The organism is Allobaileyella intestinalis (assembly GCF_009695865.1).
Classification (GTDB): domain Bacteria; phylum Bacillota; class Clostridia; order Peptostreptococcales; family Anaerovoracaceae; genus Allobaileyella; species Allobaileyella intestinalis.
The window spans coordinates 289282-313080 of the sequence record NZ_VUNB01000003.1 but is presented as its reverse complement, the minus strand read 5'-3'; the positions used below and the strand labels follow the sequence as shown (position 1 = coordinate 313080).

Below are 23799 nucleotides of genomic sequence, written 5' to 3'. Positions count from 1 at the left end.
TACCTGACAATTTCATAGTCATCCTGCTCTCTGGTCCTTCTATTATTCAGCCCCTTCTCCTTTAAGCACTACCTTCACTGTTTTGCATAGTATTTTGAAGTCGTTGATCAGCGACCAGGTGCGGATGTATTTTACGTCCAGTCTTACCACTTCTTCAAAGTCTGTAATGTTGGAACGGCCCGACACCTGCCACAAGCCGGTGATGCCCGGCTTCATTGAGAGACGGGCCCGGTGATGTGGGTCGTATTCTTTCCATTCCCCTACTGTAGGAGGTCTGGTTCCCACGGCGGACATGTCTCCCTTCAGTACATTGAGGAACTGGGGAAATTCATCGATGGAATATTTCCGCATGAAATGGCCGATTGGTATGATGCGTGGATCATTGTCCATCTTGAACATCAGGCCGTTCATCTTGTTTGATTCCTTCAGTTCCTCCAGGCGCTTATCGGCGTCAGGATACATGGACCGGAACTTGTAGATCTTGAATACTCTTCCGTTCAGTCCCACTCTTTCCTGCTGGTAGAATATTGGCCCAGGCGACTGATGCTTGATAATAGGACCGTAAATCAGGATAAAGACGCCTGTAATAATCAGGCCAACAATTCCGGCCAGAATGTCCACTGCTCTCTTTATGAACATCTGAAAACCTGTGTGAGGCCTTATTCCAGCCAGAATAGCCAGCTTTCCTCCAAAGGTTTCAAGTTTCTGGTTAGGCAGTTCTCCAAAGGTCTGGTTCAGGTTTATGTGTATCGACAAACCTGAATCAAGAAGCTGCTCCGTCAGCTCATTGATTCTGTTGACGTCGGTCAGGCTGATGGCCGCCTCATCTACTGCGTGGGTAACACGGTACTGGCTGAATTCCTCCTTGGATCTTATCAATTCGATTTTCGGATCATACTCATCAATGATCTTCCTGAGTTCCCCGTTGCTGGCAGAAGAGTTCTCCACAAAGGCAGCTTTGATGTGGAACCTGTTTTCCTGGTCCCCTTTCAAATGCTCAATAGATTCCTTAAGCCTGTTATCATCTACCACCAGAATCAGCTGTGCTACCTGCCCCCTGGCTTCCACGTATCTGACTACCACATTCCTTCCCAGGCGGTTGACCACAATGATCACGGGAATTGGAATCACCCATGTCATCAGAAATACTCCTCTGGAGAAAAATGACCCGATCTGCAGGAAATACTGATAGAAGGCTACGGAAGCGACCACCAGGGTGACGTAAATAGCAGTTGCGGTGGTCTCCTCGTAAATAGACCTTCTGAGTATATTCTTGTGAATTGGCAAAACCATAGGTATGAGAAGAGAGGCGATTACTATTACCAGACCTGTCTCCTGGTAGATAATAAGCTCCAGCTGCTCGATCCCGAACCGTTCAGAAAGGGATACCACGTATACCAGGCCTATTAACAATGTATCAAGCAGAATGAAATCAACATGTTTCCACCAGTGATTTCTTATGGCTGGCATCGTGTACCTCCTTTCTTCTAACATCTACTCTGACGGGTTCAGTACAGATTACTTATGACTACTTGTCACCGTAATCTGCAGCGTCATCTTTCGTAAGTCCTGTCTCGTTTACAATCTTGCTGCTGTAGTCCTTAACAGTTTCTGAAGGCTGGTAGTTCTTATCTCCGTAAACCTTCTTGTGGAGCATAATAACATTCTCTTCCAGATCACATGGAATCACGCAGTCTCCCTTTGAGCCCAGGTTCTTTCCCGATTTCTTATATGGGAATCCTCCCATATCGCTGAGGTTGTACTTGATCATTACGTCGGCCATGTTCATAAGCTCTGACTTGCTCATGTCTGTGTCTACGGTCTTATAAAGGTCACTGAACACCTTGTTCTGTTCATCCTTGTCCAGTTTTCTGATCTGCTGGAACATCTGGGATACAACGTTCTGCTGTCTTCTGGTACGGGCGAAGTCGCCACCTTCCAGATAACGGATTCTTGAGTAGGCCACTGCCTGTCCGCCGTTAAGCTGCTGCATTCCTGCCTCTGTAACGTCTGGAATGTTCTGGTTGAACTTCTCGTTGTATTCCTTGATATAGCTGTTCAGGTATTTGATTTCGGCATCCTGCACGTAAATCTTCACGCCCCCAACTGTGTCTACTGCGTCGGCAACGGCCTTGAAGTTGCTTGCGAAGTAACCGTCAATCTTCACATCAAGGTTTCTCTCCAGCATGTCCACCGCTCCCTCCGGGCCATCCCAGGCGTAAGCTGCATTGCACTTCTCGAAGTCACTGCCATCTCCGGAAATATCCAGCAGGGTGTCTCTGTATACCGATGTAACCTTAACAGACTTCTTGTCGTTGTTAATGGTAATCAGCATGATGACATCGCTGCGTCCTTTGTTTTCCTCAGCACGGCTGTCCACACCGAAGAATGCAAAGGTGGTGTATCCCTTGTATTTCTGAGGCTGTGCAGCCTTCTTAGTCTCTGTCTTCTTCTGGCTGCCGCAGGAAGAAAGAAGTGTTACTGTCAGCACAAGGATAAGCGCTGTAGTAATAATCTTGATAATTCCACTTCTGGTCTTCATTCAATTAATCCTCCTCTTCTCCGTAACCGTAACCATATCCATAGCCATAGCCTTTTCCCTGTATGGTTACCTTGTTCAGGACGGTGCCAAGGATGCGGCATCCGCTCTTCTCCAGCTGTTCCTTAACTCCCTTGACAAGCTTATAGCTGATAGTTCCTTCTTCTATTACGATGATGGCTCCGTCGCACTGCTTGGCGATAATGGCTGCATCGATTACTGCTCCAAGGGGCGGACAGTCGATGATTATGTAGTCGTAGTGGGACCTGAGCTGGCTCACCAGGGATTTGAATCGCTTGCTGCCCAGCTGCTCCGATGCGTTTGGGGCTTTTGGCCCAGCAAAGAGGATGCTGAGGTTAGGAATGTTGGTTGTGGCTATTGCGTTGCTCACCACGTCAGTCTTCCTTGAAAGCAGATGGCTCAGTCCCATAAGCTCTCTGTCGGCTCCGAGCCTGGCGTGAAGCACGGAGTTTCTTATATCTGCATCGATCAGGAGAACTTTCTTACCGTCTTCTGCAAATGATCTGGCCAGGTTGAAGCACACTTCAGACTTTCCTTCATTTGGTATGGAGCTGGTAAGAGCAATGGCTCTCACCTCGTCGCCGCAGAAAGTCACGTTGGTTCTCAGCGTCTTGAACGCTTCGTTTTCTGCAAAACTAAGCTCTCTGATATTATCCAGAACTACGTTCATTCCTACCTCCTCTGATTCCTGCGGACTCTGCCGGCCTTCTGATTATTCTTCTTGCCTCCGTCTCCCAGAGGGATCATCCCCAGGTTGTCCAGGCCCAGATATTTCTCAACATCCTCAGGTGTGTTTATGGTGTCATTTCTCATGTATCTGAATGTGAGCACCCCAAGAGCGAGAACAAGACCTATAAGTGCAGCTATTGCTGTGTTCTTCGGAAGGCTTGGGCTGGACGGCTTCTTTGCCACCTCACCCATCTGAATGACATTAGGCTTGTTGGTGTCCATGACCTTTGCAACCTGATCTACAGTAATAGTTGTAAGGTCGTCAACAATTCTCTTGGCCCGCCTTGGATCCGGGTCCTTTACTGTAATCTGAAGGATGTGGGTATCCTGAGGGTTGTCGGCTGTGACTTTTTCGCTCAGCTCTTTGTAACTCTCCTTAAGTCTCAGGTCGTCTATAACCTTCTCCAGAACAGGTCTGCTGGTGACCAGGGTCTTGTAGTCTGCAGTAAGAGCTGTTCCGGCCTGCAGGTTAGACAGAAGGTTGGAAGCTGCATCTCCAGATGTGGCTGTGATGTAGATCATGCTGCTGGACTCGTAAAGAGGGGTAATGATGAGTTTTGTACCGGCCAGGCCAACTACTGCGGCTACCACCGTTACAAGGATGATGGCGGTCAGGTGTCTTGCGTAGTAACTGAACAAGTCCACCAGATCGATTTCGACCGCTTCTTCGTATCTCTCTTCGTTCATGTTCTTTCCTTTGTTTTATGTTTAATTAATTAACGTCGTAGTAATGTTACAGGATCTTGCCACTGACCAGGTCCCGGGCATTTCCGGAAATTATCTGATCTGCCATTTCCGGGTTAAGCTTTCTGATTCTGTCTGCGGCGAAGGCGATCTCCGGCGGCCTCAGGTCCACGCTGTGGGAATCTGATCCAATAAAGCTTATGAGGCCCTGAGAAACAAGGCCCTCGTTTCCCTTAAGCTCCTTGCCGGCGAAGAATCCTTTTTTCCTAAGGGCCTCTGCATTCATCTGAAAAAGCACGCCCATGTCCTTCAGCTTCTCCATGCTTTCCCGGTCTTCCACCAGGGCCGGATACCGCTCAACGTGGGCTACGATCATCTTGTGACCGTCGGCCGTAACCTCCCGGACTGCCCGGAAAACATTTTTCACCGATGTACTCCTGCTGAATTCCACAAGCACGTATCTTGTGCCTGCCATGGTATGGATGAGGCCGGCTTTCAGATCTTCCTTGATGCCAGGCTCATAATAGACTTCGTTGCCCAGGTACAGCTTCATGTCCGGCCATCTTGATCCGATTACTCTTGCGATGGCGTTGTACAGGGCGTCCAGATTCTGTGGTTTGTATTTGTTTCGTCCTCTCTGGTAATGGGGTGTGAAGAACAGGATCCTTGTTCCTTCCTCGTAGGCCTTGCTCAGCAGCCGTGCTGAGGTTTCCGGATCCTTTGCTCCGTCGTCCACGCCGGGGAGTATGTGACTGTGAATATCTGCTATATAAGTGTTATCCAATTTCTTTCCTTCTGCTGTAAATTAGTTGTTTCTAATCTTGTTTTTCCTCATCTGCCTGCTGACAAACCCCAGAATGATGGTAATGACTGCCCCTCCTCCAAGGAGAGCAAGCATTGTGGTTGTAGCTCCGCTCATCATGGTGTTCCAGAGCACATAGCCGTCATCGGACTTAAGAGCCAGTGACTGATATGGTTTCGTTATTGTGAAAAATCCCAGTGCCAGGGTCCAGAGTCCCAGGCCCAGGGCCAGTCCTCTGGTCAGTTCTTTTATTCCCCGGTGAAGGTAGTGGTGTTCTGAAAGGAGTATCAGTATTCCCAGAATCAGGTTCACAACACCCAAAATGAGAGGAACCATGAATCTGTGGCTTACATCGTCTCTCAGCTGAGCGATGACTGTACCTCCGTCTGTGGACAAATCCTTTCTGTAGATGTTCAGCAGGTCTGCTCTCAGGGTATTGTTGTCGTTCTTCGAAATATATGCCATAAGCTGGAGCTGGCCCTCTACTGACTCAGGTAGCACTGCTTCAGTGGCCTCACCATTGGCCTTCGAGGTTTTTCCCTGCTTTGGCTGGGACCACTGGATTCCTGATGTCTGATCCAGGCTGAAATCCCTGTATGTCAGGGCGATGTCCAGGGAGTTCTGTGGAATCTTCCTGGATTTCAGATAGTTGTGTACGTCGTCTCTGAAAATGGTGTAGGCGTGCTGGGAGACTCCGCTGTTGTCCATGGATTCTTCCGCATACCGGTCAGAGGCTGCTGTGGTCAGATATGTAATACCAGAAAAAGCCACGCACAGGTTCAGTCCTACTGAAAGGATCATTACTGTGCTGGCTGCTTTTCTTGCTTTCTTCCTGCCTTCGTGGGTAGATCCGGCTCTTCTGTGAGATGCCTCATTGAAGAAAATCAGTGTTCTCTTCTTCCAGAGCCCCGCAAAAACAACGACCGTCAGAATCAGAAGGCCGATTTCTGCGGCAGTGAGAATCATTCCTTTTCCACTTGAAACTGGAATTGCGGCAACTGACGGGTTGGCCGGCCTCTGGCGCAGTGTGTTGTTGTACACGCGGCTCATGGTCATGACTTCCCTGAGTTCCCGGCGCATTGCCGTCTGGCTCTCGTAAACATGGTTGCCGGATTCTTCTATGTATTTCTTGTTGTTCTTGTATAAAGCGGATTTGTGGTATTCAGTCTTGTCCCAGAACCGCTCCATATCCTGGCTGAATTCAGGAAAAAGCTTGCCATCGTAGTCTGTGCCGCCCATACCGTCTTTGTTAGCAGGTTTGCCTCCTATCTGGTAGAAGTACCCTGATGCTGCTCCTGTCCGCACGTTCTGTGGATCCTGCAGCATCCTGATGGCGTCTGCTGTCTCAGAATCGCTGAGGTCAACTCCATCCTGTTTCATGTATCTTTCCATCTGGGAGATATATGATCCGTAGGCCATGTAGATGCGGCCATCGCAGGAAAACTGCTGACGGATCAGGTGGCTTATCTTAAGTTCGTTGTCGCTAAGGCCCTCGGTGTCCGGAATGTCATAATCGTAGTCGGTGATGATTGCGCCTTTTGCATCTGAAGAGTCTCCCTCTTCAGGCCTTTCGCTGCTGTCTTCAGTATCAGCGTAGACAGCTCCTGCAGGCTCAAAGATTGTATGAACCGCGGAGCCGGTCTTCAGGGACAGGCCTGAGTCTGCCAGTGTGCCGGCTGCCGGGCATCCTGAAAATATTACGGTCAGCGCAATGGCTGCTACTAAGAAAAAATGTCCTTGCCGCCTCAAAGGTTTGCTCCAATCTGATGTTAAAATTTCACACATATTGCATTATACCCCTCCCCCATGGGTATTTCGGTACATTTATTTGCAAATTCGTTTGTATATTTAGTTATAAACTGTATTCTTTCAGAAAGAGTCAGTTTATTCTTCCTGTTATGGTTTTTGCGGGCGATTGCGGTAATGCCTGCGGGTGTTTACGGGTGACCGAGGTTCGAACTGTTGAATCAGAATCTGTGATTTTTCCTATCCCGCAGATATTCCAATATTCCAAACGAAAATCCCGCTGTTCAGCCTGCAAAGAAGTTCCCGGGTTTTCCGTGGCAGATCTTTGCAGTGCACAGTGGGATTATCAATTCTTAAGGTAGCTGCATCACCATGCAGCGGGTTATTTGCTTTCAGGCTTCATGGTCGGGAGACGTGCCCCTGAACTTTGTAACCCTTCATATCCCTCCATCACTGCCCGTCCAGAGGTCCTTCGGCGGGGACAAATTTCACACGCGTTCGTATCTCTCCATAACTTTTGGTAAATCGTTGGTAATCCGTTGGTAAGCGTCACTTTTTACCAAACGAATCGGAGAAATTCCGCAACTCACGGTCCCGCAGGTCCTTTGTCACGTCCGCGTAAATGTTCATCGTCGTTTGCGCGTCTGCGTGCCCCAGAACGTCCTGCATTACCTTCACGTTTACTCCCTGCTCCACCATTCTTGTTGCGAATGTATGTCGCAGGTAGTGGCAGCTGAAATGTGGCAGCAGAACCGGGTTGGCGTTATTGGCAGCATTGTCCAGCACCTCGAAGTTGCAATCGCGGATTATCCGGCGGAGGGCCTTGTTCACTGTGCTTTGGTGATACACCTCGCCGAAGCGATTCAGAAAAACAAAGTTGGTATATCCGTCAATGACGGACTTGCAGGTTATCCCAAACTCTTTCTGCAACTGCTTCTCTTCCAGAAAGGCTTCCCGAACCCTCGGAACCATCGGAATGATTCTTTCCCCCGCCTTTGTCTTTGGCGTGTTGATGGCAAAGGTGCAGACGGTGTTTTCCTGCCGATGCGAATAGTAGACAAGGGTATGGTTGACCGAGATTTCATTCTTCTCGAAGTCAACATCTTCCCAGCGCAGGCCGGTAATCTCGCCGACCCTCATGCCCGTCCAGAGCATGCCCTCTACAATCGGGTACCAGTGATGCATCGGTCCCGGCTTTTTCAGAAACCGTTCCAGAAGCTCCTGCTGCTCCTGTGTTAAGGCCCTGCGCTTCAAGCCATCGCCTGCATGTGCCTTCTTCAGCTCCCGGAGGGCATTGTCTGACGGGTTATAGCGGAGGTAATCGTCCTCAACTCCCACCTGCAACACCTGATGGAGGACCGTATGAACGTTGTCGATGGTTGCCGACTTGAGTCCCCGGTTGTCGGAGAGGCTGTTGTAGAAGTTCCGCACATCCGACCGTTTCAAGTCCTGAATCCTGCGCTCGCCAAACCCCGTCGAGACAAACTCGGTGTACATGTAGCAGTAATTGCAGAACGTATTATCTTTCAGCCCGCGTTTCAGCTTCTTCCACATGCCGAACAGGTCATTTATCGTCAGGTTTTTCGCGTCTGCCCGGATGTGGTCAAGCGAGTCCTTCCGGACCGCGTTTTCCTTCTCGCGTAGCTCGTCCAGTGACTTTGCATAGACGGAATGGCTTACGCCCGTCCCGTCCTTCCAGCGATACTCGTAGGTCTGGTTCTTCCTCTGGTATTCTCCCTCCTTCAAAACTCTGTGTTTGTTATCTTTCCGTCTTTCCATCCTGTGGTCTCCTTTCCACAAGACAGAAGCACGTACCTGCTTTTATTTTACCAAGCACGTGCTTCTACGTCCAGCTTTCTGAAATATCCCTGAAAGAATGGTCAAATGGAATAGCTCTTCGCAAGGTACTCGTCGAGCAGGCGGCGCTTTATCAGGCGCTTGCTGCCGTTCCAGAGCACGAACTTGCAGTTCTCGTCATCCGTGATTTGCCGCAGCTTCCCGGTCCCGATGCCGGAGTAGGCGGCGGCTTCCTCCAATGTCAGGTTGGACTTTTCCCAAATCGGCACCTCTGCCTTCATCGTGTCCTCCTTTCCTCACACCTTGAAACGCAGAATCGCGCGGAGGAGCTTTCCCTGAAGGTAGGATTTCATGTACATGTCAACCCCGCGCTCCACATGACCGGCGGCGTCCATGAAGGAATGGGTGCAAAGCCGGTCAATGAACCCGTCAAAGTAGTCCAGCACTTCCGTTGTTTCCAGCAGGCAGCCTTTTGTGGCGGCGGCCACGGTCTCATACGTCAACATCGTCAACCTCCTCTCCCCTCAACAGCATGCGCAGCTGTCGAAGTGCCTTAAACCTGCGATACTGGACGGTGGAGCGGGGGCGGCCCAAAAAGGACGCGATGCGCTTGTCTGTCCATCCAGCGAAGTAGGAGAGAAGTACGATGGACCGGTCATCCTCCTGCAACACCGCCAGCGCGTCCGCAAGCTCTTCATCCACAACCCCGATGGAAAGCCCGCAGACCTCGAAAACAACCTCAGCCGGCGGAAACGCCTGCTCGTCCGGGACGCGGAGACGATTGAGTTCCGCTTCGCTCATCTCGGAAAACAGCTTCTCCCTCCGTTGGTTCTTTGCCATCTCGCGCATCAGGTCCGTCCGCGCGTTTTTCAGAGTCTTCTTGCAGAAGGCGCAGAACATCTGCACGACCGCCTTTTTCTCATTGTCAGATATCATTTGGTTCCTCCTTTCTTCACTTAGTTCACGGAATCAAGGAGCGTTTTTGCCAAAGTGTCTGAAAACAGAAGCGTCCCGGCGGGATTTCCGCAGGGACGCTTCTTGAAGCTAGGACGGATTTTGCGATTGCAGGAACCCGGCAGAGAGCCTTCCGGTGCTACTCGATGCCCAGCTTCTTCCTCATCGCCTTCCGCATTTCCAGACCGTTCTCGCGGCGGCGGTTCGTTCCTTTGAACTCGATGGGAAAGCACCGCTCCAAGATGCGGTCGAATACGCGGCACCAAGGGTCCTCGCTCCTCGCATGGGAGATTCGATTCAGCGTAAAGTTCGTGGTAATCACCATCGGCTTCCCGTTCTTATAACGGCCATCGACAACCGTGAACACGTGCTCCATCATGTACTCCGTGCAGCGCTGCGTGCCGAGGTCTTCAATGAGCAGCAGGTCCGTGCCCAGAATCCGGTCGAGATTTCTTCTCCGGTCCTCGAAGGACGATTCCATGGTGGACACGATGTAACCGATATCCGTCTGCAACGCGCTAAACCCGAGGTCGATGACAGCGTTGGCGATGCAGGAGGACATGAACGACTTGCCGGTCCCCACGTCTCCCCAGAGCAGAAGGCCGTTCGGGTCCTGCCTGTCGAAGGTCGCAGCAAATCTCTGGCAGGCAGATGACTGAAACGGGTTGCGCCCATCGTCCTTCTGGAAGGTGCAGACCTTGTAGAACCCGCTGTTCGGGAAACATTCGTTGCGAAGCCGCTCCGCCCTCTCGGCGAGGGCCTTCCGCTTCTCCTGCTCCTCCCGCTCCCGCTCCCTCCTTTTCTCGCAGTCGCAGAGAACATGGACAATGTGTCCTTCCTTTTCATCAAAAATCGGGGGAAGGCGCATTTCCTTCGGCTTCCCGCAGACCCCGCAGATGAGGATGCCGTCCTCGTTCCGAAAATCCGCCCTGCCGGCTGCACCGGCAGCCGTTCCTTCCTTCTCAGTTCCCATACCTGCTGTCCTTTCTGCCACATCGCCCGACAAGACGCTCAGAGCCGTTCTGTGGGGTTAACCGCCCACGCCATGTGTTTCCCCTCATGTGGGGGAGAAACAGGGCGTCAAATGCGTCCTGACAGGCTCCTGCGGGGTTCTTTTAATAAAGGTCCTCTTCAAGCATCTGCACCGCCTGCTCCCGGCTGCACCCGTACCTGCGCATAATCTCCTCGGGAGTCGGAACACGCGAAGCGGGGGTCCTGCCACCAGACGGCAGGGATGCACGGGCCGGCTTCTCATGCAGATTCCACGTCTCCGCCAGCTTCTTCCAGTCATCCACCGGCCTGCCGTTCTTAGTGACCCAGCCGCGCTTTTCGTTGACCTCAAAGAACCTCCGCGCATCCACGGAGAGTCCGTGTGAGTGAAAGTACTCCTGAACCTCTTCCAGAGATGGAGCCGTCCTTACAGCTGTAGATGGAGATAGATGTTCTTTTTCTTCATCTTCATCTACATCTGTATGCGTGACGGGAGCGTGACTAACGCGTATGTCACGCGTGACACCCCTCTGAGCTGGGGAAATGCTGCCTGTCTCCATCTTTCCTCCACAATTTGCTGCACACGACTCCACTATTTCTTCATGCCCTGCCTTCATCGTTTCTTCACTGTCCGCCGGGTTCGGTTGGGTCTCCCCAAGGAGCAGCTCGCCTTCGTCGTTTCGGGGAAGCCCCTGCCCAATCATCAGCTCGCCGCCCATAAGCTGCTCGCGCTGCTTCTCTCGGAAGCGGCGCTGCCGCTCGCGGTCGGCGGCCTTCTTCCGGTCCATCGCTTCGATGTTCTGGTGCTTTTCCCAGTTCGGCATCGTGATGGTGTCGTTGATGATTTCAATCATGCCGTACTGCTCGAAGGTGGCGAGCGCAAGGCGGATGGTGTTCAGCGGCCGGCGGAATATCGCAGCCAGCATCTCGTCCGTGTAGGGAATCCGGTCGTTCATGAGAAAGATGCCGTCGGTGCAGTGCTTTCCAGCAAGGCAGAGGAGCTTGAACCAGATGACGAGTATCGAGTCGTGCTCTGGAAGGGTTTCAATGAGCAGTATCTTCTCGTCATCAAAGATATTGGTCGAAAGCTTTATCCATTTCATGCCAGCCATCTCGTTTGTCCTTTCTGCTAGATGCGGGGCAATCTATCGTGCTTGTATGCTACTTTACTAGGTTGCTACTATACTATCTTTCTACACGCAAACCGGGCATGGTTTCCAGTTCACAGTTCCTTCATCGCCCATAAGTGACACGTGAAAAGCGTCCTCCGTGCCAGCCAGGACGAAAACTTGCGTCTGTGAAGACGGTGCGTTATAGTAGGCAGCGTCCTTTCTGCTTGGAACTGTGTTCCGGGGCAGACAAGAAAAGGCCAGCCTTCCCGGCTGGCCTTTTCACGTTGCGTCTGTTTTCCCCATACGAAACCTATTGCAAATCTGACGCCCCGTCTCCCATGCCCGCCTTCCTGCCGACAGGCGGTTTTTTGCGGAAGGCATCGCAGCGCTTCTTCGCATCCTCCGGCGTGGACTCCGAAAGGACAACCGGCGGCTGACTTCCGCCGATGGCTTCCTCTAGCCAAGCCTGAAACAGCTCAAGGTTAAGCTCCTGCCATCCGCATCCGACCGCCTGCACCACAATTTCCCCGATGGTGTTCTGGAAGGCCGTCTTCCACTTTCTCTCCCTCTCCCGCTCCTTTCGGAGAAGGGCTTTCCTGCGGGCTTCGAGCCGAACGATTTCATCCTTCTTCTTTTCTATCTTCTCGTCGTAATCAGAAATTGTGGCCATAAGAATCCTTTCTCTCATCCGGAGCCACCTGCTATTTTGCCATTGACGCCCGCAGTTTCCAACCCTTCCGACGGCCTTCGAGTTTTGTTTGGAACTCTACGGCCATCGAAAGCATTGAAAACTGCTTCAAGCGGCGGACAGTCCTTCTCCTCGGCAGGAACCTCTTGGCGGGCGTGTAGAGGATGTGGATGTTACTGCCTTTCTATTTTACAAGAATGGTAGTTTGCTATATTTGTAGTATGGAAGTATGGCAAGCGGCTGATAGGAGACATGAATGGCACGCTACGTCTACACTCGCGAGGTTTCTGGCATGGAAGGCAGGTCCGTGATGGATGGCTACCTTGAGTCCACTCCCGAAGAGGACCGGATGGACATGGCCGGAGACCAGATAATGGTCGGCTTCACCGGGAATGGCTATCTTGCGTTCTGGAAGCGTTGCAGAGAACAGGAACTCCATCTGGCGTGGAGCCGAGCCCGTTCGGTCATCACCGACACCTACACCGGCGAGGAAAAGGTCTGGTAGCGGAAGGACGCTGAGGGCGGCAAGGGAGACTGACTATGGAAAACGACCGGGCAACCAACGCGGTTAAGGCAAGGGGCGGGTGCCCGGTGCTGGCCGCCGGGCCAGATTCAGCCGCGTAACATTTCAAGAATTTGCCTTCGGGCGGAAAGGACGAACACAGATGTTCACGATTCTGTTTCTGAACCAGAAGGGCGGCGTCGGGAAAACCACCATCGCCGACGAGCTTGCTTTTGCGCTTGAGCGCCGGGGCAGGACCGTGGCGTTCGTCTCCACCGACCCGCAGGGAGGAAGCGTACACGAAGCTTGTCTGGAACCGGAGCAGGCAGAACAGTGCGACTTCCAAGTAGTAGATACCGCCGGAGTCCTCAAGGACGGAATTCGCGAATGGTGCCGCGATGCGGACCTCATCCTAATTCCGATGCTTCCGAGCACGCGGGACATGGAACCAACCATGCGGACCTACGAGCTGGCGAGGGAATCCGGAACACAGGCGGGCATCTTCCTTTTGATAAACAATTTCTATGTCTTCGGAAGCCTTGACCGCGAGCTGGTGGCGTATCTGGAAGAGGAAGGCATTCCGGTCCTCGCCAAGATTCCACGTGCCGCAGCCCTGTCCCGGGCGGCGGCAGCCGGAAAGTCCGTAGCAGAGTACAACAAACGCTGTCACGCCATCCCCGCACTGGAAGAGCTGGCGGACAAGGTAACGAAGGAAGCGGAGAAGCATCATGAGTAATGCATTTATGGCATCAGCCGAAAAATCCAAGCGCGAGCAGGAGAAAATCAGAAACCGTGGAGAGCGCGGCAGGTCAGACGGAAAGGAAGAAATGAAGGTTCTCAACATCCGCATCCCTGCCGACCTCCATTACAAGGCGAGCCTGCACCGCCTTGAGACCGGCGAGAGCATGACCCAGCTCATCACCCGTCTGTTGAAAAGGGAACTGGGCTAAAGGCTTCGCGCAGAGAGCAGACCCAAGAAAAGGCCGGAGCAAACAAAGCGCCCGGCCTTTTCTGGTTTCCGGCGCTACCGGAAACCCCGCATAAGGGAGGGAGGAAAACGGTGCGGCGGCACACCGTTTTCCTCCCTCCCTTATGCTCTCGCACTGATAGAATATCAGTGCTCACCAGCTGCGCTGCTCTTCGAGTTGCAAGATGTAGGAAGCGTGGCCACAAACTCCACTAAAGTGGAGTTTTGTCCTCCCTTCCATCTTGCTCGCGGAGTGCTTTAGGAGCCTTCCGTGAGTGAAAAGAAACCGCCGATTTTCCGTGGCGGAAAATTCCGGAGTCGGCATTCTGCCCCTCCGGTTTCGTTCATCTAGTAAACGGCGGCGGCACCGTTTGGAAAGTAAGGAGAAGCGATTGGAGAACAGAAAGATATGGCTGAAGGTTCGCGTGACGGAGAAGGAACGAAAAACCATCAAGCGCAAAGCGAGAAAAGCGGGGATGACGGCATCCGATTACGTGCGTCATTCACTCATCCACTCGCGGGACGGGACGATAAACGTCATCGACACCACGCCACTCAGGGATGCCGTTTTCGAGTTGACAAAGCAGGGCGTCAACCTGAACCAGTTTATGAAGTTCCTCAACACCTACGGGGTAAAGGCCTTCGATGCCGAGCGCGCAGAACAAGTATTGAGCCGGGAGTGCGATTTGCTTCTTGCCGTAGAAGACGCACTCTCCGCCTTGCTGCGGGAAGCCGAGAAGGGCAACGTATTTATCATGAAAGAAGACGGCGCAATTCCGGCGGAGAAGGATTTCCAGTGAGAGAACCCGGCTCTTGCAGAAAGGGGGTTTTGCCGTTGACCATCATCAAACAGACCAGCGTTTCCAGCGGCCGCCATCAGAAGAACCTGCGCAACTACATCAACAACGACAAGAAGGTTCTGCTGCGGGACAGCCAGAACATGGACCTCTGCCCGGACCTGAAACGCTGGGCGTGGTTCATGGACAAAACGCGGGAGAGCTTCGGTCACAACAAGGCATCACGGAAAGGCAAAGACGGAAAGACCGCCAAGAACACGATTCTCTATCACCAGATACTCGGCTTCAATCCCGACGAATGCGACCTCAACGGCGGAACCCTCCGCCCCGAGGACTGCATGCGGTACGCAAAGGAGTACATCTCCACCTACTATCCGCACCAGCAGGTGGTCATGGCCCTTCACAACGAGTTTTGCAAGGCGGACGGGACGCACCGCTACGCCGTCCACATGGTCATCAACCGCAGCGACCTGTCAACCGGAAACCGCCTGAACGAGGGACGCGGGGCGGATGCAAAGCGGGCGCGCGCAAAGCGGATTCGGTCAATGGATGGGGCGTGGAATCTACGGCAGGTGGAGGAGGGTGCAAAGAACTCTACCGTCCACGCAAAGCAGCCATCCAAAGTCGAGCGGGCAATCGCCGCACGCGGCGGTTCCTCCTACAAGACGAACCTGCGCGAACTGTGCCGTCTCGCCGCCACGAAGGCGGAAAGCATCTACGAGTACCGCGAGCAGCTGGAATCATGGGGCGTCGATACGCAGTTCCGGAACGGAAGGCTGTACGCAACCGACCGGGACAACGCCCGCTACTCCTTCTCGATAAAAAAACTCGATGCCCTGCTGGACGAGACGGGGCTTCAAGCAGCCTTCCGCAGCAACCTCGCGAAGGATATACGAGGGAGGGGAGCCAGCGCGGCAAATACGGCGCGGCAGAAGCAGGAAGCGCAGGCGCATGTCCAGAACCTCACGAAGCAGTATCTCGGCGAGATACGGCAGGCGTATCAGGAGTACCGCAGGGAGGTCCATGCCATGAAGGGCCGGACCTTGGAGGAAATTCCGAAGCTCAGGCTCAGGCGTCCGCCGGAGGATATCGCAAACGACAGCGAGGTTCGCAGAGACCTGCTTGCCTACTGGCGTGGAGCGGACGAGCTGAGGGCTGAAATGGCAGCCGATACCCCTGTGCGGAAGTCTCAGACAGGGCGCTCCCGTGGCGGTAGCGGACAGGTGGAACAGGGAAGGCAGCGTGGAGGTGCCGCCCGTGACGCCGGGCACAGAAACGACGAGCGAGGATAAGGAGCCACATGGTGTCAAAGACCCACAGGACACAAATGCAACGCCTGCGTGAAGCCCACCCGGAGCTGCAACACCTTCCGGACGCCGTACACAGGATAGCCAGAAGGCAGGAAATGCCCCTCGCCAGCGTCATAGCCGCGAGCGGCATGAGTTCTTCCGGCTTTTATGCCGCAATGAGGAACAGCGAAGACTTCCGCCGTCTTCCGAATCTTGGAACGTTCTTCTCTCTCGCAGACGCACTGGGTGTTTCTCCGGAAAAACTTCTGTCGGAAATGCGCACGCTGGCCGCCGAGGACAGCGCGCAGAACAAAGCAATCGGTTAAGGAGGTCAAAATGGCCATGCAGAGCAGGGAAGCGGCAAACGAGCTTTATCAGGAAGGCTTCGCGGACGCTGCGAACGACGAGAACACCCTTGCGGAAGAGGAGCTGAGCGGCTCCGATATCGTTGGGGCACTCCTGAAGGTGCAGGAGTCTATTGACAGGCAGGCGGAAAAGAACGAACAGACTGCCGAACAGATGCGACAGATGCTCAGCCAGATGAGGGATGTGCTGGATGAGGTGCAGCGCATGCGGAACGATGCGGCAGACAGCACCCGTGTCGCACAGCTCGCCGCGTTAAGCGGCGTCAGCAAGGTGCAGAAGGATGCTGAGGAGCTGACTGTCAAGAGCATCGGTGAGGTAACCGAACGCAACAGGAAATACATCGACACCTTGGTTCTGGAATCCCGCCGCCGCATCGAGCGTCTCGGGATGATAACCCTGCCAGACAGGCTGTTCTACTACGGGAAGTGGACGGTCCTGATACTCGCGCTCTGCCTTCTGGGACACGCCATCTGGCAGATTGTCGCATAAGCTGAAAGCGGGCCAGCCCATCCGGACTGGCCCGCTACTATTCCTCTATCGCTCGTTTGGATGACGCAGGTCTTGTTCCTGCCCCCTGCGCTCTTCGAGCGCGTCTGATGCGGCCCGCGCTTCCGACACCTCACCGTAAAGAGAGATGCCCCGCTCTCCCTGCGGGTCCCTCGGGTTCTCCGGTCCCTTCCGATGGAGGTATTCGAGCACGTCATGCCGCTCGCCTATTTCCGTCAGCGTGGCAGCCTGCGCACACTCGGCGAACCATGGGAACACCTCATGCAACTCGTCTACTACAACATAAGCTTCCATGTATGACATGGGACTCTCGGACTCATAACCGGAGTATTGTGAATGAGTAAACCCATGCATTTCCATGAACCCCTTGATATCCGACCATGCCCTCTTGTAAGCGGATTGTGCGTTGTCGGTGGAAGGGTAGTGCTGCTTCAGCAGCTCCACGTCAAGGTCAAAGTGAAACTCTTTTCTGCCGTATTCCATACAGTGGCCTTACTCGGCACACAGAAGGCGCGGGCGGACCCTGCCGATGACGGCGAGGTAGTCCTCTCCCTGTGCGTCCCCCTCGAACGTCACCCAGCTCCTCACGTTCTGCATGACCCATTTCTGCTTGGAGAGGTCGCAGACGGCGGGGCACTGCGCGCGGAAGCCGGAGCGCGCGTCGCGCGCCTGCCACGTTCCGCGCCCGACGCGGACGTTGCCGTAGGGCTCCACGAAGGCCCCCACGCGGTCGTAGAGCTCTTCCGCAGTGGTCCCGTGCGCAGCGGCCTTTCTCTCGTCGAACTCGATTGTAAAATGCCAAAGAGATGTCTGCAATGTAGCCATCGCTATACTCCTTTCTTACTATCATTCTTTCTTGCTGTTTTTCTATTATACTATACGCTGCGGAATTTCTCCACGCTTTCTTTTAGCGCGCTTCTACGCGCCTTTCTCTCCCGCCCGCAGTATTAACCCCCCGGGATGCGTCAAGCATGGCGGTCGATTCCGTCTTGAGGGAGAGTCCCGGTTCCTCCCTCCCGGGAGCGGGGCTGTCGCGGTCCTTTTTCAGCTGTTCCTCATACCGGGTGAAGATGTAGGTGTCGGCCTTATCGGCCTTTCCTGCCGCCTTGAACAGGTAGGCGGGGTCATTCTCCAACGCCTTCATCCATGATTGCAGGTAGGAAACGTGGTTCCGGTAGAAGTCTCCCTCCAACTCCGCATTCTGGATGCCGAGGTCCGAGGAGAGAAACAGGCTTCCGAGTTCCGCTACCAGCTCTTCCTCCGCATACTCCGGGCTTCCGAACCGGACCGAGCACTCCCGGTTCAGGGCCGAGGGGTGCCCCGTGGAATGGGTCATCTCGTGGAGCAGGGTCCGTGTGAAGGACTCGTCAGACCGGAACGTGCCGCGCGGCGCAATCAGGATGCAGTCTTTCCCCGGGGAGTACGCGGCCATGCCGGTATACAGGCTGGACTCGTTGACCGGGCAACGGGAGGAGCGAATCAGGTTCTCGGCAATTCCCGCCGTATAATCCGATTGGTGCTGCGGCCCCTCCGGTGCCGGGGGAATGCCGTCGATATCCCCGGCGTTGAACACGTTCCAGTAGCCGACACAACGAAGGTAATGGCCGACTACCTCATCTTCTCCCGTGTCCTCGTTCTTCCCGGTCAGGGGAAGGTCCTTCCACTTTTCGATAATCGCGGCCTTGGACCCCCTTTTCAGGTGCCACCCTTTGTCGCGAATCTGATTGAACGTGCACCAGCGGTTGTCCTCAATGCCGCGCATGTAACCCACAAAGGCGAGGTGGAGCCGGTTTGAGCCGCGATAGACGGTGCCCGAAACTGGATTCCGTGGGCTGAGGGTCGGAAGATAGGGCGCGGACCATTGAAGGCCGTTCTCTCCCATGTCACGGATGATTTTGCGGACTACCTCCTCTCTGTGGCTGTTGACGATATCCACCGGCGACGGTCTTTCCTGGTTCCTCATAACAATCCTTCCTCCTCATTTCATCGGAAATGCCCGGTAGAAAAACAGCCCCACAGAAACCGTTCTGCGGGGCCAAAAAGAGTTCATGCGTGTCAGAACCCATCGAGTGACGAAATGGCCCGCAGAACGGCTCTCAGCCGCCCGGAAGGGATTCCCGGGTTCAATGGGTTCATGGCGCACTCAAAACAGGCATACTACCTTCATGGCCGCCACGAAGACGAAGTAGACGGCGCAGAAACCTGCGATACCGTAGAACGTGTAGCGCAGGGCGATTCTGCGCACGGCGGGCAGGGACCTGCGGTTGACGATGCAGGCTATCAGCACCCCTATCAGATTCAGAAAGAATCCGAGCACGAAATACCCGGCCTTGATTGCGGGCGTCATCTTGGGAATGCGTATCTCTGCCATGGTTTTCCTCCTTCTCCTGCACGGCTAGGAAAAATCATACCCTCCTGCCGCACCGGACTCCTCCTCATCCTCAAAGCCGTCATCCTGCGCGAGTTCGGCGGAGCGGATGCGCTCGATGGCAGGGAGGGTGTAACCCATAAGCCGGGCAATCTCGTCCTCCTGCATGTCCGGGTGGGCCTTTTGCAGGTAATCAAAGACAGCTATCGCCCTGCGGTTCACGGACTGCGTGGTAGCGTCCGAGTAGCAGAGCTGTTCCATGGCGAAGAAACGCTCGCCATTGATTAGGTCTTCTCCCTCGCGCCACAGAAGCTTTTCGCCGTCCTTCTTCAGCCAGACCACATTATCCAGCTCGTCCGGGCCTACCAGAAGGAGGGCGCAGCCGACCTTGCGGGACGCTGCCGGAACGCTGACCCCATCCAGCACGGTCTGGGCTGCTTTGCCGCCGACCTCGTACCAGTGCTGCGCGAGCACGACGCCCTCCTCTTCCAGCGCACCGAGATAGAGGTTCCAATCCGTGAGCACGTTGATGCCGTTCGCACGGTACGGTTCCGAACAGGTCTGCACGGAGGGGTCAAACTCCTCATAGCGATGGGACTTGTAAAGCACCTCGATTTTCATCGTCCTGCTCCTTCCCGGACCGTCACTTCTTCTTGCCGGCAAAGGCTACCGCAAGTGTGCCGTCCTTCTTCAGGCTGAGCCTGCAATCGAATGTCTTCCCCGCCTTGGACCGGCAGCCTTTCAGGGAGACCGACTTGCCGTCCAGCAGCCCTCCGGCCTGCTTCGGGGTAAGCGTCTTGCCGCAGAAGGGCAGTATCTTGAATCCGCATCCGGAGACCTGCTTCCAAGTCCCGTCCTCCTGCTTTTCGCTTTGGTTTGACGAGCAGGAATATGCCCTGCCGCACTGCACGACCTCCTTCCCGCAGACGGGACAGCGCCCAACAGAAGTCCGGCTTGCGCCGACGCTCTCTCCCGCATAGGCCGATGCCATGTGGCTGCGAAAGACCTGAATGACGCTGCGCTGCACGGCGTTCACGTCATCGCTCCCCTCCGCAATGCTCTGCTGGATGAGCCACCACCGGGCCGTCACGTCCGCGCCCCGGATTTCCGGCGGCAGCAGGCGGTAGAAGGCCTTCGCCTTATCCGTGGCGTGGACCTTTCCCTTCTGCTCTGCCAGATACCCGCGCTTCTTGAGGTTTTCGATGATGGCCGCCCGTGTTGCCGTGGTCCCGATTCCCCCGTGCTCCCCCTTCTTACCGTCATCCTTCTTCTTGAGGATGGCTTTCACCTCCGGGTCCGTGACGTACTTTGAGATGGCTGCCATGTCCATGATGAGCGTGCCCTCGGTGTAGGGCTTCGGCGGCGTGGTTTCCTTCGCTCCGACCGTGCAACGGACCCCGCAGAGCTGATGGCTGCCTTCCGGCACCCACAAGGCGTCCGGGTCCGCATCCACGCCCTCCTCCTGCGCTTCCCCTCCGAACGTCTCCCGAAATCCGTAAGAGACAACCCGCTTCGCCGTTGCGGAGAACGTGCCTTCCTCCACCGGGAAGGTGCTCGTACTCAGGTCATAGACCATGGGCGGGAGGAACTGCATCGCGTAGCGCTCCACAATCGCACGGTAGACCTTGGACTCGTCCCCGGTCATCCGACTGACCGGCGCATCCGCTTCCTGCGGGATGATGGCGTGGTGCGCCGTCACGTTCCCGTCATTGAAGGCCTTGGAGCGGATGCCAAAATCGAGCGCCCAGTCCGTCCCCAGATTCCGCATCGCCTGCGAAAGGACCGCCGGAGCGTCCTGAAAATGCTCTTCCTTCAGGTACTGCGAATCCGAGCGGTTATAGGTGATGGCCTTGTACTTGTCGCGCAGGTCCTGCGTAATCTGCTGGGTCTTTGCAGCTGCAAACCCATAGCGCTTGGACATATCCGCGAGCAGGACGGTGAGGTTATAGGGTAGCGGCGGGCATGCCTGCTTCCGCGTGACCGTGGTCTCGAAGGTCAGTTCCCTTCCATCCAGTCTTTCCTTCAACCGGTCCAGCGCTTCCCTTGCGAAGAGATGCTTTTCGTCCCCCAGAAGCTCCCTGCCCGGCTTGAAGCAGAACGTCACGGCTCCCCCGGCATCCACGCAGTCTCCCTCGGCGGAAAGGACGAAATACTTCCTCTTCGCATGGTGTTCGATGGCATCGTCACGGGCAACGACAAGTCCCATTGTCGGAGTCTGCACGCGCCCCACGGTACAGAGAGTGTGCAGCCGGAGCGTCGCAAGACGGGTCTCGTTTACGCCAAAGCACATATCCGCCATCTGACGGGCGTAGGCAGCCCTTCCAACGCCACGGCAGCCATCGTTCGGCACAAGCTGGCCGAACGCCCGGACGATGTTTTTCTCAATGTTGTCGTTCACGTAGACACGTTCGACCCTGCCCGCGTAGCCCAGATAGTCCAGCAGTTCATCGACAATCAGCTGTCCCTCATCATCCGGGTCACCGGCGGCAATGACGCTGTCCGCCTTTTCCAGAAGTCCGGCGATTCGGTCCACCAGCTCCCTCTTGTCCGGTGCAGGTTCCTTCGGCCAGTCCGGGACCTCAATCGGGAGCGCATCCAGAGACCACGGCTTCCCCCATGCAGGGTTTAACTCCTCCGGCTCCACGAGTTGCAAGAGATGCCCGGCACAGGCGATGACGGTATAGCCATTCCCGGAAATCGGGAGGGACGCGTTCTCTGAAACGCTTCTCCCGCAGATGGCGCGGGCAATGTCGCGGGCAAGCATCGGCTTCTCCGCAATGACGAGTTTCATAAGGCATCCTCCCTTCTTACCTCTCCGGGTCCCGTTCCCCGGATGCGTCAGGGCTTCGTCCGTCCGCAATCTCCGAGGAAGCTTCCCGGGCCGCAGCCGCTGTCTCCCTCATGCCGCCCCCGGAGCGGCCCCCGAAGCTCTCCTTGAGATGCTGCGCGCTCCGGGCGTCGCCAGCGCCCTCGCACTGGACGCTCATCTGCTGCATCTGCTGCGGCGTGAGTGCCGGGTCGGCGATGGCTGCTACGACCTCCTGCGACAGCTGCGGGTTGGCCATGGCGTCAAAGAGGACGCGCAGCTGCTCCCCGGAGAACCGCAGGGGGTTCTGTGCAAGGCTAAGGACGTCTGCAGGCGGGAGAGAGAGCTTCCCGAGCGCATACGTGATGGCCCTCATGGCCGGAGCGGGGACCGCCGGCCCGAACAGGGTCTTGAACTGTCCGGGCGTGAGGTTATATTCGCTCGTGAGCCGAACACAGGCCAGCTGGTCAGGAGTATAGGCCGGGTCCAACATGCGCAGGGCCGTTGCCCTCTCTGCACCGTCATAGAGCGCGGAGAACACGGAGCGCATGTTCGCCGCAGGAATCTGCGGTTTCGCGAACAGCTCAACCAGAGGGACCGGAAGGCCGAGGGAAAGAGCGCCGGCGGCAACGTCCAGCTGTGCTTCCGACAGTTCTCGCCATGGGAGGGCGCGCCCGCCGGTCTGCACGATGCTCCGGATGAGATGCAGCTTCTCTGCCGAGAACTCCGGACTCAGGCACTCGTCAAAGACGGATGGAAGAAGCTCTTCCGCGATGCGCGCCAGCTCCCGCATCTGCGAGTGGTTGAACCGCGTGTCGGCGATTTTCCCGACGGTCCCGGCATCCAGCCCCTCGCGGAAGGCCTTGCAGATGGCGAAGGCCTGCCAGTCCGTGAAGGCATCTCCCATAAGAAGCTCCGCCGCCCGAATCTGGCTGCCCGCAGGGACGGATTCCAGCATCCCCCTGAGCTGGGAGACCTGCTTTTCCGACAGGAAGCTTACGGGGTCGGCGGCATCCGGATCCACCTCTTCAAACGTGAGGAGCTGGCCTTCGATGCAGTAGCCGAGGTCAATTTCGGTGTAATCCTCTTCCGCAAGGGTGTCCGCATCCAACTCGTCCCTAGGGACAAGGCCGAGCACCTGCCGGACATCATCGGCTGTCCCTCCGTGGTCGAGGATGCCGTGCAGGTTCTCTTCCAGAACGCCCGCCACGTCAACGCCGTCTGCACCGCCGGAAGGTATGACGCAGTAGAACGGCAGAGCGAAGTTTGTATTCCACGAGCTGACGGTGTACTGTGCAACGGCGGTTTCCTCAAGCCCCTGTTCCAGACGCATGATGATGACGGGAAGCGGAACGTTTCCTTTGTATGGCATCGTGAACCTCCTTTCTGCCGGCTATGCCTGCCGGTCCTGCTCAAAGGGGTTCTGCCCCTTGTGGCCACCGGCAAGCGCGGAAGAAGAGGAACGCATCTCAGATGCTTCCTCACGCAGGCCGTTTCTGCTCTCTGCCCGGTCCTGCCGCATCTTCGGCCCCTTGGTGATGGAAAGCACCTCCGACAGGCCGCTTCCGGGCGCGCTGACGCGGGTGAAGTAGTCGCGGACCGTCTGGCACTCGCCGTCCGTCAGCGGACGGTCCTCGCCCGTCTCGGGGTCGAAGCCCACGGCAACAAGGTTGCCAAACAGGACGGTGTAAAGGTCCCCCTCGCGGACCGGCGTGTGGAAGTCCAACTGCGAAAGGTATCCCGCATCCTCCATCTGCTTTGTCGCGTAGACCGCGCGGTTCGGCGGGCAGCTGTACAGCCCCTCCTCGTTCACGTAGATTGAAATCTCTTCTCCGAACAGCACGTTGAGCGGTTCAATCGACCCGCCCACCAAGCGCTGCAACTCTCTGAGCGTAGAGCCGCCGGCGTCCTCCTTCAGGTCGATGGTGACGGGGGTCCCGTCCACGGGTATGAGTAAAGCTTCCATCTTTCCGGTCCTTTCTGCCGTTCCCTTATTTCGGAAACGGGCGGGGAGCAGCTGCGCCCCGCCCGCACTTTCCTGTCGTGAAAGGCACGCCCTCACCGGGAACTCTGCTTTCACCTTTAATAAATTATTAAAGCCGCGCTCTCCCGCCGCTGGGGGCGGGAGTTCGGCA

General features: G+C 55.6%; 28 protein-coding genes. 7 read left to right on the top strand and 21 right to left on the bottom strand.

The genetic code is table 11. The features are described from left to right. Nucleotides 1-42: 42 nt before the first annotated feature. The 13 genes from FYJ66_RS04890 to FYJ66_RS04830 all read right to left on the bottom strand — a co-directional run bounded on the left by FYJ66_RS04890 (nucleotide 43) and on the right by FYJ66_RS04830 (nucleotide 12062). The gene (locus FYJ66_RS04890; protein ID WP_206156994.1) at nucleotides 43-1470 is read right to left on the bottom strand and encodes a sugar transferase; all 1428 of its coding nucleotides are present in this window, start codon (nucleotides 1468-1470) and stop codon (nucleotides 43-45) included. 58 nt (nucleotides 1471-1528) lie between these two features. Further along, a complete protein-coding gene (locus FYJ66_RS04885) occupies nucleotides 1529-2542 on the bottom strand; it encodes an LCP family protein (protein WP_154572389.1) in 1014 nt (337 codons plus the stop codon). A 4-nt stretch (nucleotides 2543-2546) separates the two neighbouring features. Next, entirely contained in the window at nucleotides 2547-3230 is a 684-nt protein-coding gene (locus tag FYJ66_RS04880; protein ID WP_154572388.1) for a CpsD/CapB family tyrosine-protein kinase, read from the bottom strand. 2 nt (nucleotides 3231-3232) lie between these two features. Next, complete coding sequence (locus tag FYJ66_RS04875; RefSeq protein WP_154572387.1) at nucleotides 3233-3976, bottom strand: YveK family protein; 744 nt, start codon at nucleotides 3974-3976, stop codon at nucleotides 3233-3235. Nucleotides 3977-4022: 46 nt separating this feature from the next. Then, complete coding sequence (locus FYJ66_RS04870; protein ID WP_154572386.1) at nucleotides 4023-4757, bottom strand: CpsB/CapC family capsule biosynthesis tyrosine phosphatase; 735 nt, start codon at nucleotides 4755-4757, stop codon at nucleotides 4023-4025. Between the two features lie 21 nt (nucleotides 4758-4778). Further along, the gene (locus tag FYJ66_RS04865; RefSeq protein WP_154572385.1) at nucleotides 4779-6560 is read right to left on the bottom strand and encodes a hypothetical protein; all 1782 of its coding nucleotides are present in this window, start codon (nucleotides 6558-6560) and stop codon (nucleotides 4779-4781) included. Between the two features lie 510 nt (nucleotides 6561-7070). After that, nucleotides 7071-8300, bottom strand: coding sequence for a tyrosine-type recombinase/integrase (locus FYJ66_RS04860; protein WP_154572384.1), 1230 nt, complete (start codon nucleotides 8298-8300; stop codon nucleotides 7071-7073). Between the two features lie 101 nt (nucleotides 8301-8401). Beyond that, nucleotides 8402-8599, bottom strand: a complete 198-nt coding sequence (locus FYJ66_RS04855; protein WP_154572383.1) for an excisionase — start codon at nucleotides 8597-8599, stop codon at nucleotides 8402-8404. Between the two features lie 15 nt (nucleotides 8600-8614). Beyond that, entirely contained in the window at nucleotides 8615-8824 is a 210-nt protein-coding gene (locus FYJ66_RS04850; protein WP_154572382.1) for a helix-turn-helix domain-containing protein, read from the bottom strand. After that, nucleotides 8811-9254: an RNA polymerase sigma factor gene (locus tag FYJ66_RS04845; RefSeq protein ID WP_154572381.1), complete on the bottom strand. Its 444-nt coding sequence runs from the start codon at nucleotides 9252-9254 to the stop codon at nucleotides 8811-8813. The genes FYJ66_RS04850 and FYJ66_RS04845 overlap by 14 nt, the downstream gene beginning before the upstream one ends. A 157-nt stretch (nucleotides 9255-9411) precedes the next feature. Then, complete coding sequence (locus FYJ66_RS04840; protein ID WP_154572380.1) at nucleotides 9412-10245, bottom strand: ATP-binding protein; 834 nt, start codon at nucleotides 10243-10245, stop codon at nucleotides 9412-9414. 142 nt (nucleotides 10246-10387) lie between these two features. Next, nucleotides 10388-11374 (bottom strand): phage replisome organizer N-terminal domain-containing protein, encoded by a 987-nt coding sequence (locus FYJ66_RS04835; RefSeq protein WP_154572379.1) that lies wholly within the window; start codon nucleotides 11372-11374, stop codon nucleotides 10388-10390. 310 nt (nucleotides 11375-11684) lie between these two features. After that, nucleotides 11685-12062: a hypothetical protein gene (locus tag FYJ66_RS04830; protein ID WP_154572378.1), complete on the bottom strand. Its 378-nt coding sequence runs from the start codon at nucleotides 12060-12062 to the stop codon at nucleotides 11685-11687. Nucleotides 12063-12318: 256 nt separating this feature from the next. On the opposite strand from FYJ66_RS04830, the gene FYJ66_RS04825 reads away from it, so the two are divergent. The 7 genes from FYJ66_RS04825 to FYJ66_RS04800 all read left to right on the top strand — a co-directional run bounded on the left by FYJ66_RS04825 (nucleotide 12319) and on the right by FYJ66_RS04800 (nucleotide 16472). Continuing rightward, on the top strand, nucleotides 12319-12567 hold the full coding sequence (locus FYJ66_RS04825; protein ID WP_154572377.1) for a hypothetical protein: 249 nt from the start codon (nucleotides 12319-12321) through the stop codon (nucleotides 12565-12567). Nucleotides 12568-12727: 160 nt separating this feature from the next. Then, nucleotides 12728-13300, top strand: coding sequence for a ParA family protein (locus FYJ66_RS04820; RefSeq protein ID WP_154572376.1), 573 nt, complete (start codon nucleotides 12728-12730; stop codon nucleotides 13298-13300). Continuing rightward, complete coding sequence (locus FYJ66_RS04815) at nucleotides 13293-13514, top strand: hypothetical protein (protein WP_154572375.1); 222 nt, start codon at nucleotides 13293-13295, stop codon at nucleotides 13512-13514. Before FYJ66_RS04820 ends, FYJ66_RS04815 begins: the two co-directional genes overlap by 8 nt. Before the next feature lie 409 nt (nucleotides 13515-13923). Next, nucleotides 13924-14331: a plasmid mobilization protein gene (locus tag FYJ66_RS09195; RefSeq protein WP_205960764.1), complete on the top strand. Its 408-nt coding sequence runs from the start codon at nucleotides 13924-13926 to the stop codon at nucleotides 14329-14331. Nucleotides 14332-14366: 35 nt separating this feature from the next. Then, nucleotides 14367-15620, top strand: coding sequence for a relaxase/mobilization nuclease domain-containing protein (locus tag FYJ66_RS04810; protein WP_205960765.1), 1254 nt, complete (start codon nucleotides 14367-14369; stop codon nucleotides 15618-15620). Nucleotides 15621-15628: 8 nt separating this feature from the next. Continuing rightward, entirely contained in the window at nucleotides 15629-15943 is a 315-nt protein-coding gene (locus FYJ66_RS04805) for a hypothetical protein (RefSeq protein WP_154572373.1), read from the top strand. 10 nt (nucleotides 15944-15953) lie between these two features. Continuing rightward, on the top strand, nucleotides 15954-16472 hold the full coding sequence (locus tag FYJ66_RS04800) for a hypothetical protein (RefSeq protein WP_154572372.1): 519 nt from the start codon (nucleotides 15954-15956) through the stop codon (nucleotides 16470-16472). Between the two features lie 45 nt (nucleotides 16473-16517). Here the strand turns inward: FYJ66_RS04800 and FYJ66_RS04795 are convergent, their stop codons facing one another. From FYJ66_RS04795 to FYJ66_RS04760, 8 genes are all read right to left on the bottom strand, one after another. After that, the gene (locus FYJ66_RS04795) at nucleotides 16518-16973 is read right to left on the bottom strand and encodes a hypothetical protein (RefSeq protein WP_154572371.1); all 456 of its coding nucleotides are present in this window, start codon (nucleotides 16971-16973) and stop codon (nucleotides 16518-16520) included. Between the two features lie 9 nt (nucleotides 16974-16982). Continuing rightward, nucleotides 16983-17315, bottom strand: a complete 333-nt coding sequence (locus FYJ66_RS04790) for a hypothetical protein (protein WP_154572370.1) — start codon at nucleotides 17313-17315, stop codon at nucleotides 16983-16985. A gap of 82 nt (nucleotides 17316-17397) precedes the next feature. Next, on the bottom strand, nucleotides 17398-18453 hold the full coding sequence (locus tag FYJ66_RS04785; protein WP_154572369.1) for an ArdC family protein: 1056 nt from the start codon (nucleotides 18451-18453) through the stop codon (nucleotides 17398-17400). A 180-nt stretch (nucleotides 18454-18633) separates the two neighbouring features. Beyond that, nucleotides 18634-18861 (bottom strand): hypothetical protein, encoded by a 228-nt coding sequence (locus FYJ66_RS04780; RefSeq protein WP_154572368.1) that lies wholly within the window; start codon nucleotides 18859-18861, stop codon nucleotides 18634-18636. A gap of 24 nt (nucleotides 18862-18885) precedes the next feature. Beyond that, nucleotides 18886-19479, bottom strand: coding sequence for a hypothetical protein (locus FYJ66_RS04775; RefSeq protein WP_154572367.1), 594 nt, complete (start codon nucleotides 19477-19479; stop codon nucleotides 18886-18888). 22 nt (nucleotides 19480-19501) lie between these two features. Further along, nucleotides 19502-21649, bottom strand: a complete 2148-nt coding sequence (locus FYJ66_RS04770; protein ID WP_154572366.1) for a type IA DNA topoisomerase — start codon at nucleotides 21647-21649, stop codon at nucleotides 19502-19504. Nucleotides 21650-21665: 16 nt separating this feature from the next. Continuing rightward, a complete protein-coding gene (locus FYJ66_RS04765; protein ID WP_154572365.1) occupies nucleotides 21666-23036 on the bottom strand; it encodes a hypothetical protein in 1371 nt (456 codons plus the stop codon). Between the two features lie 21 nt (nucleotides 23037-23057). Then, entirely contained in the window at nucleotides 23058-23630 is a 573-nt protein-coding gene (locus tag FYJ66_RS04760; protein ID WP_154572364.1) for a DUF3846 domain-containing protein, read from the bottom strand. Nucleotides 23631-23799 lie beyond the last annotated feature (169 nt).

Coding starts and splice junctions, on each gene's coding strand:
- FYJ66_RS04835 (WP_154572379.1), bottom strand. CDS start 11,374: ATGGCTGGCATGAAATGGATAAAGCTTTCGACCAATATCTTTGATGAC.
- FYJ66_RS04865 (WP_154572385.1), bottom strand. CDS start 6,560: ATGTGTGAAATTTTAACATCAGATTGGAGCAAACCTTTGAGGCGGCAA.
- FYJ66_RS04840 (WP_154572380.1), bottom strand. CDS start 10,245: ATGGGAACTGAGAAGGAAGGAACGGCTGCCGGTGCAGCCGGCAGGGCG.
- FYJ66_RS04775 (WP_154572367.1), bottom strand. CDS start 19,479: ATGAAAATCGAGGTGCTTTACAAGTCCCATCGCTATGAGGAGTTTGAC.
- FYJ66_RS04795 (WP_154572371.1), bottom strand. CDS start 16,973: ATGGAATACGGCAGAAAAGAGTTTCACTTTGACCTTGACGTGGAGCTG.
- FYJ66_RS04875 (WP_154572387.1), bottom strand. CDS start 3,976: ATGAACGAAGAGAGATACGAAGAAGCGGTCGAAATCGATCTGGTGGAC.
- FYJ66_RS04815 (WP_154572375.1), top strand. CDS start 13,293: ATGAGTAATGCATTTATGGCATCAGCCGAAAAATCCAAGCGCGAGCAG.
- FYJ66_RS04780 (WP_154572368.1), bottom strand. CDS start 18,861: ATGGCAGAGATACGCATTCCCAAGATGACGCCCGCAATCAAGGCCGGG.
- FYJ66_RS04800 (WP_154572372.1), top strand. CDS start 15,954: ATGGCCATGCAGAGCAGGGAAGCGGCAAACGAGCTTTATCAGGAAGGC.
- FYJ66_RS04880 (WP_154572388.1), bottom strand. CDS start 3,230: ATGAACGTAGTTCTGGATAATATCAGAGAGCTTAGTTTTGCAGAAAAC.
- FYJ66_RS04825 (WP_154572377.1), top strand. CDS start 12,319: ATGGCACGCTACGTCTACACTCGCGAGGTTTCTGGCATGGAAGGCAGG.
- FYJ66_RS04885 (WP_154572389.1), bottom strand. CDS start 2,542: ATGAAGACCAGAAGTGGAATTATCAAGATTATTACTACAGCGCTTATC.
- FYJ66_RS04830 (WP_154572378.1), bottom strand. CDS start 12,062: ATGAGAGAAAGGATTCTTATGGCCACAATTTCTGATTACGACGAGAAG.
- FYJ66_RS04770 (WP_154572366.1), bottom strand. CDS start 21,649: ATGAAACTCGTCATTGCGGAGAAGCCGATGCTTGCCCGCGACATTGCC.
- FYJ66_RS04850 (WP_154572382.1), bottom strand. CDS start 8,824: ATGTTGACGTATGAGACCGTGGCCGCCGCCACAAAAGGCTGCCTGCTG.
- FYJ66_RS04890 (WP_206156994.1), bottom strand. CDS start 1,470: ATGCCAGCCATAAGAAATCACTGGTGGAAACATGTTGATTTCATTCTG.
- FYJ66_RS04760 (WP_154572364.1), bottom strand. CDS start 23,630: ATGGAAGCTTTACTCATACCCGTGGACGGGACCCCCGTCACCATCGAC.
- FYJ66_RS04845 (WP_154572381.1), bottom strand. CDS start 9,254: ATGATATCTGACAATGAGAAAAAGGCGGTCGTGCAGATGTTCTGCGCC.
- FYJ66_RS04765 (WP_154572365.1), bottom strand. CDS start 23,036: ATGCCATACAAAGGAAACGTTCCGCTTCCCGTCATCATCATGCGTCTG.
- FYJ66_RS04790 (WP_154572370.1), bottom strand. CDS start 17,315: ATGGCTACATTGCAGACATCTCTTTGGCATTTTACAATCGAGTTCGAC.
- FYJ66_RS04855 (WP_154572383.1), bottom strand. CDS start 8,599: ATGAAGGCAGAGGTGCCGATTTGGGAAAAGTCCAACCTGACATTGGAG.
- FYJ66_RS04820 (WP_154572376.1), top strand. CDS start 12,728: ATGTTCACGATTCTGTTTCTGAACCAGAAGGGCGGCGTCGGGAAAACC.
- FYJ66_RS04860 (WP_154572384.1), bottom strand. CDS start 8,300: ATGGAAAGACGGAAAGATAACAAACACAGAGTTTTGAAGGAGGGAGAA.
- FYJ66_RS04805 (WP_154572373.1), top strand. CDS start 15,629: ATGGTGTCAAAGACCCACAGGACACAAATGCAACGCCTGCGTGAAGCC.
- FYJ66_RS04785 (WP_154572369.1), bottom strand. CDS start 18,453: ATGAGGAACCAGGAAAGACCGTCGCCGGTGGATATCGTCAACAGCCAC.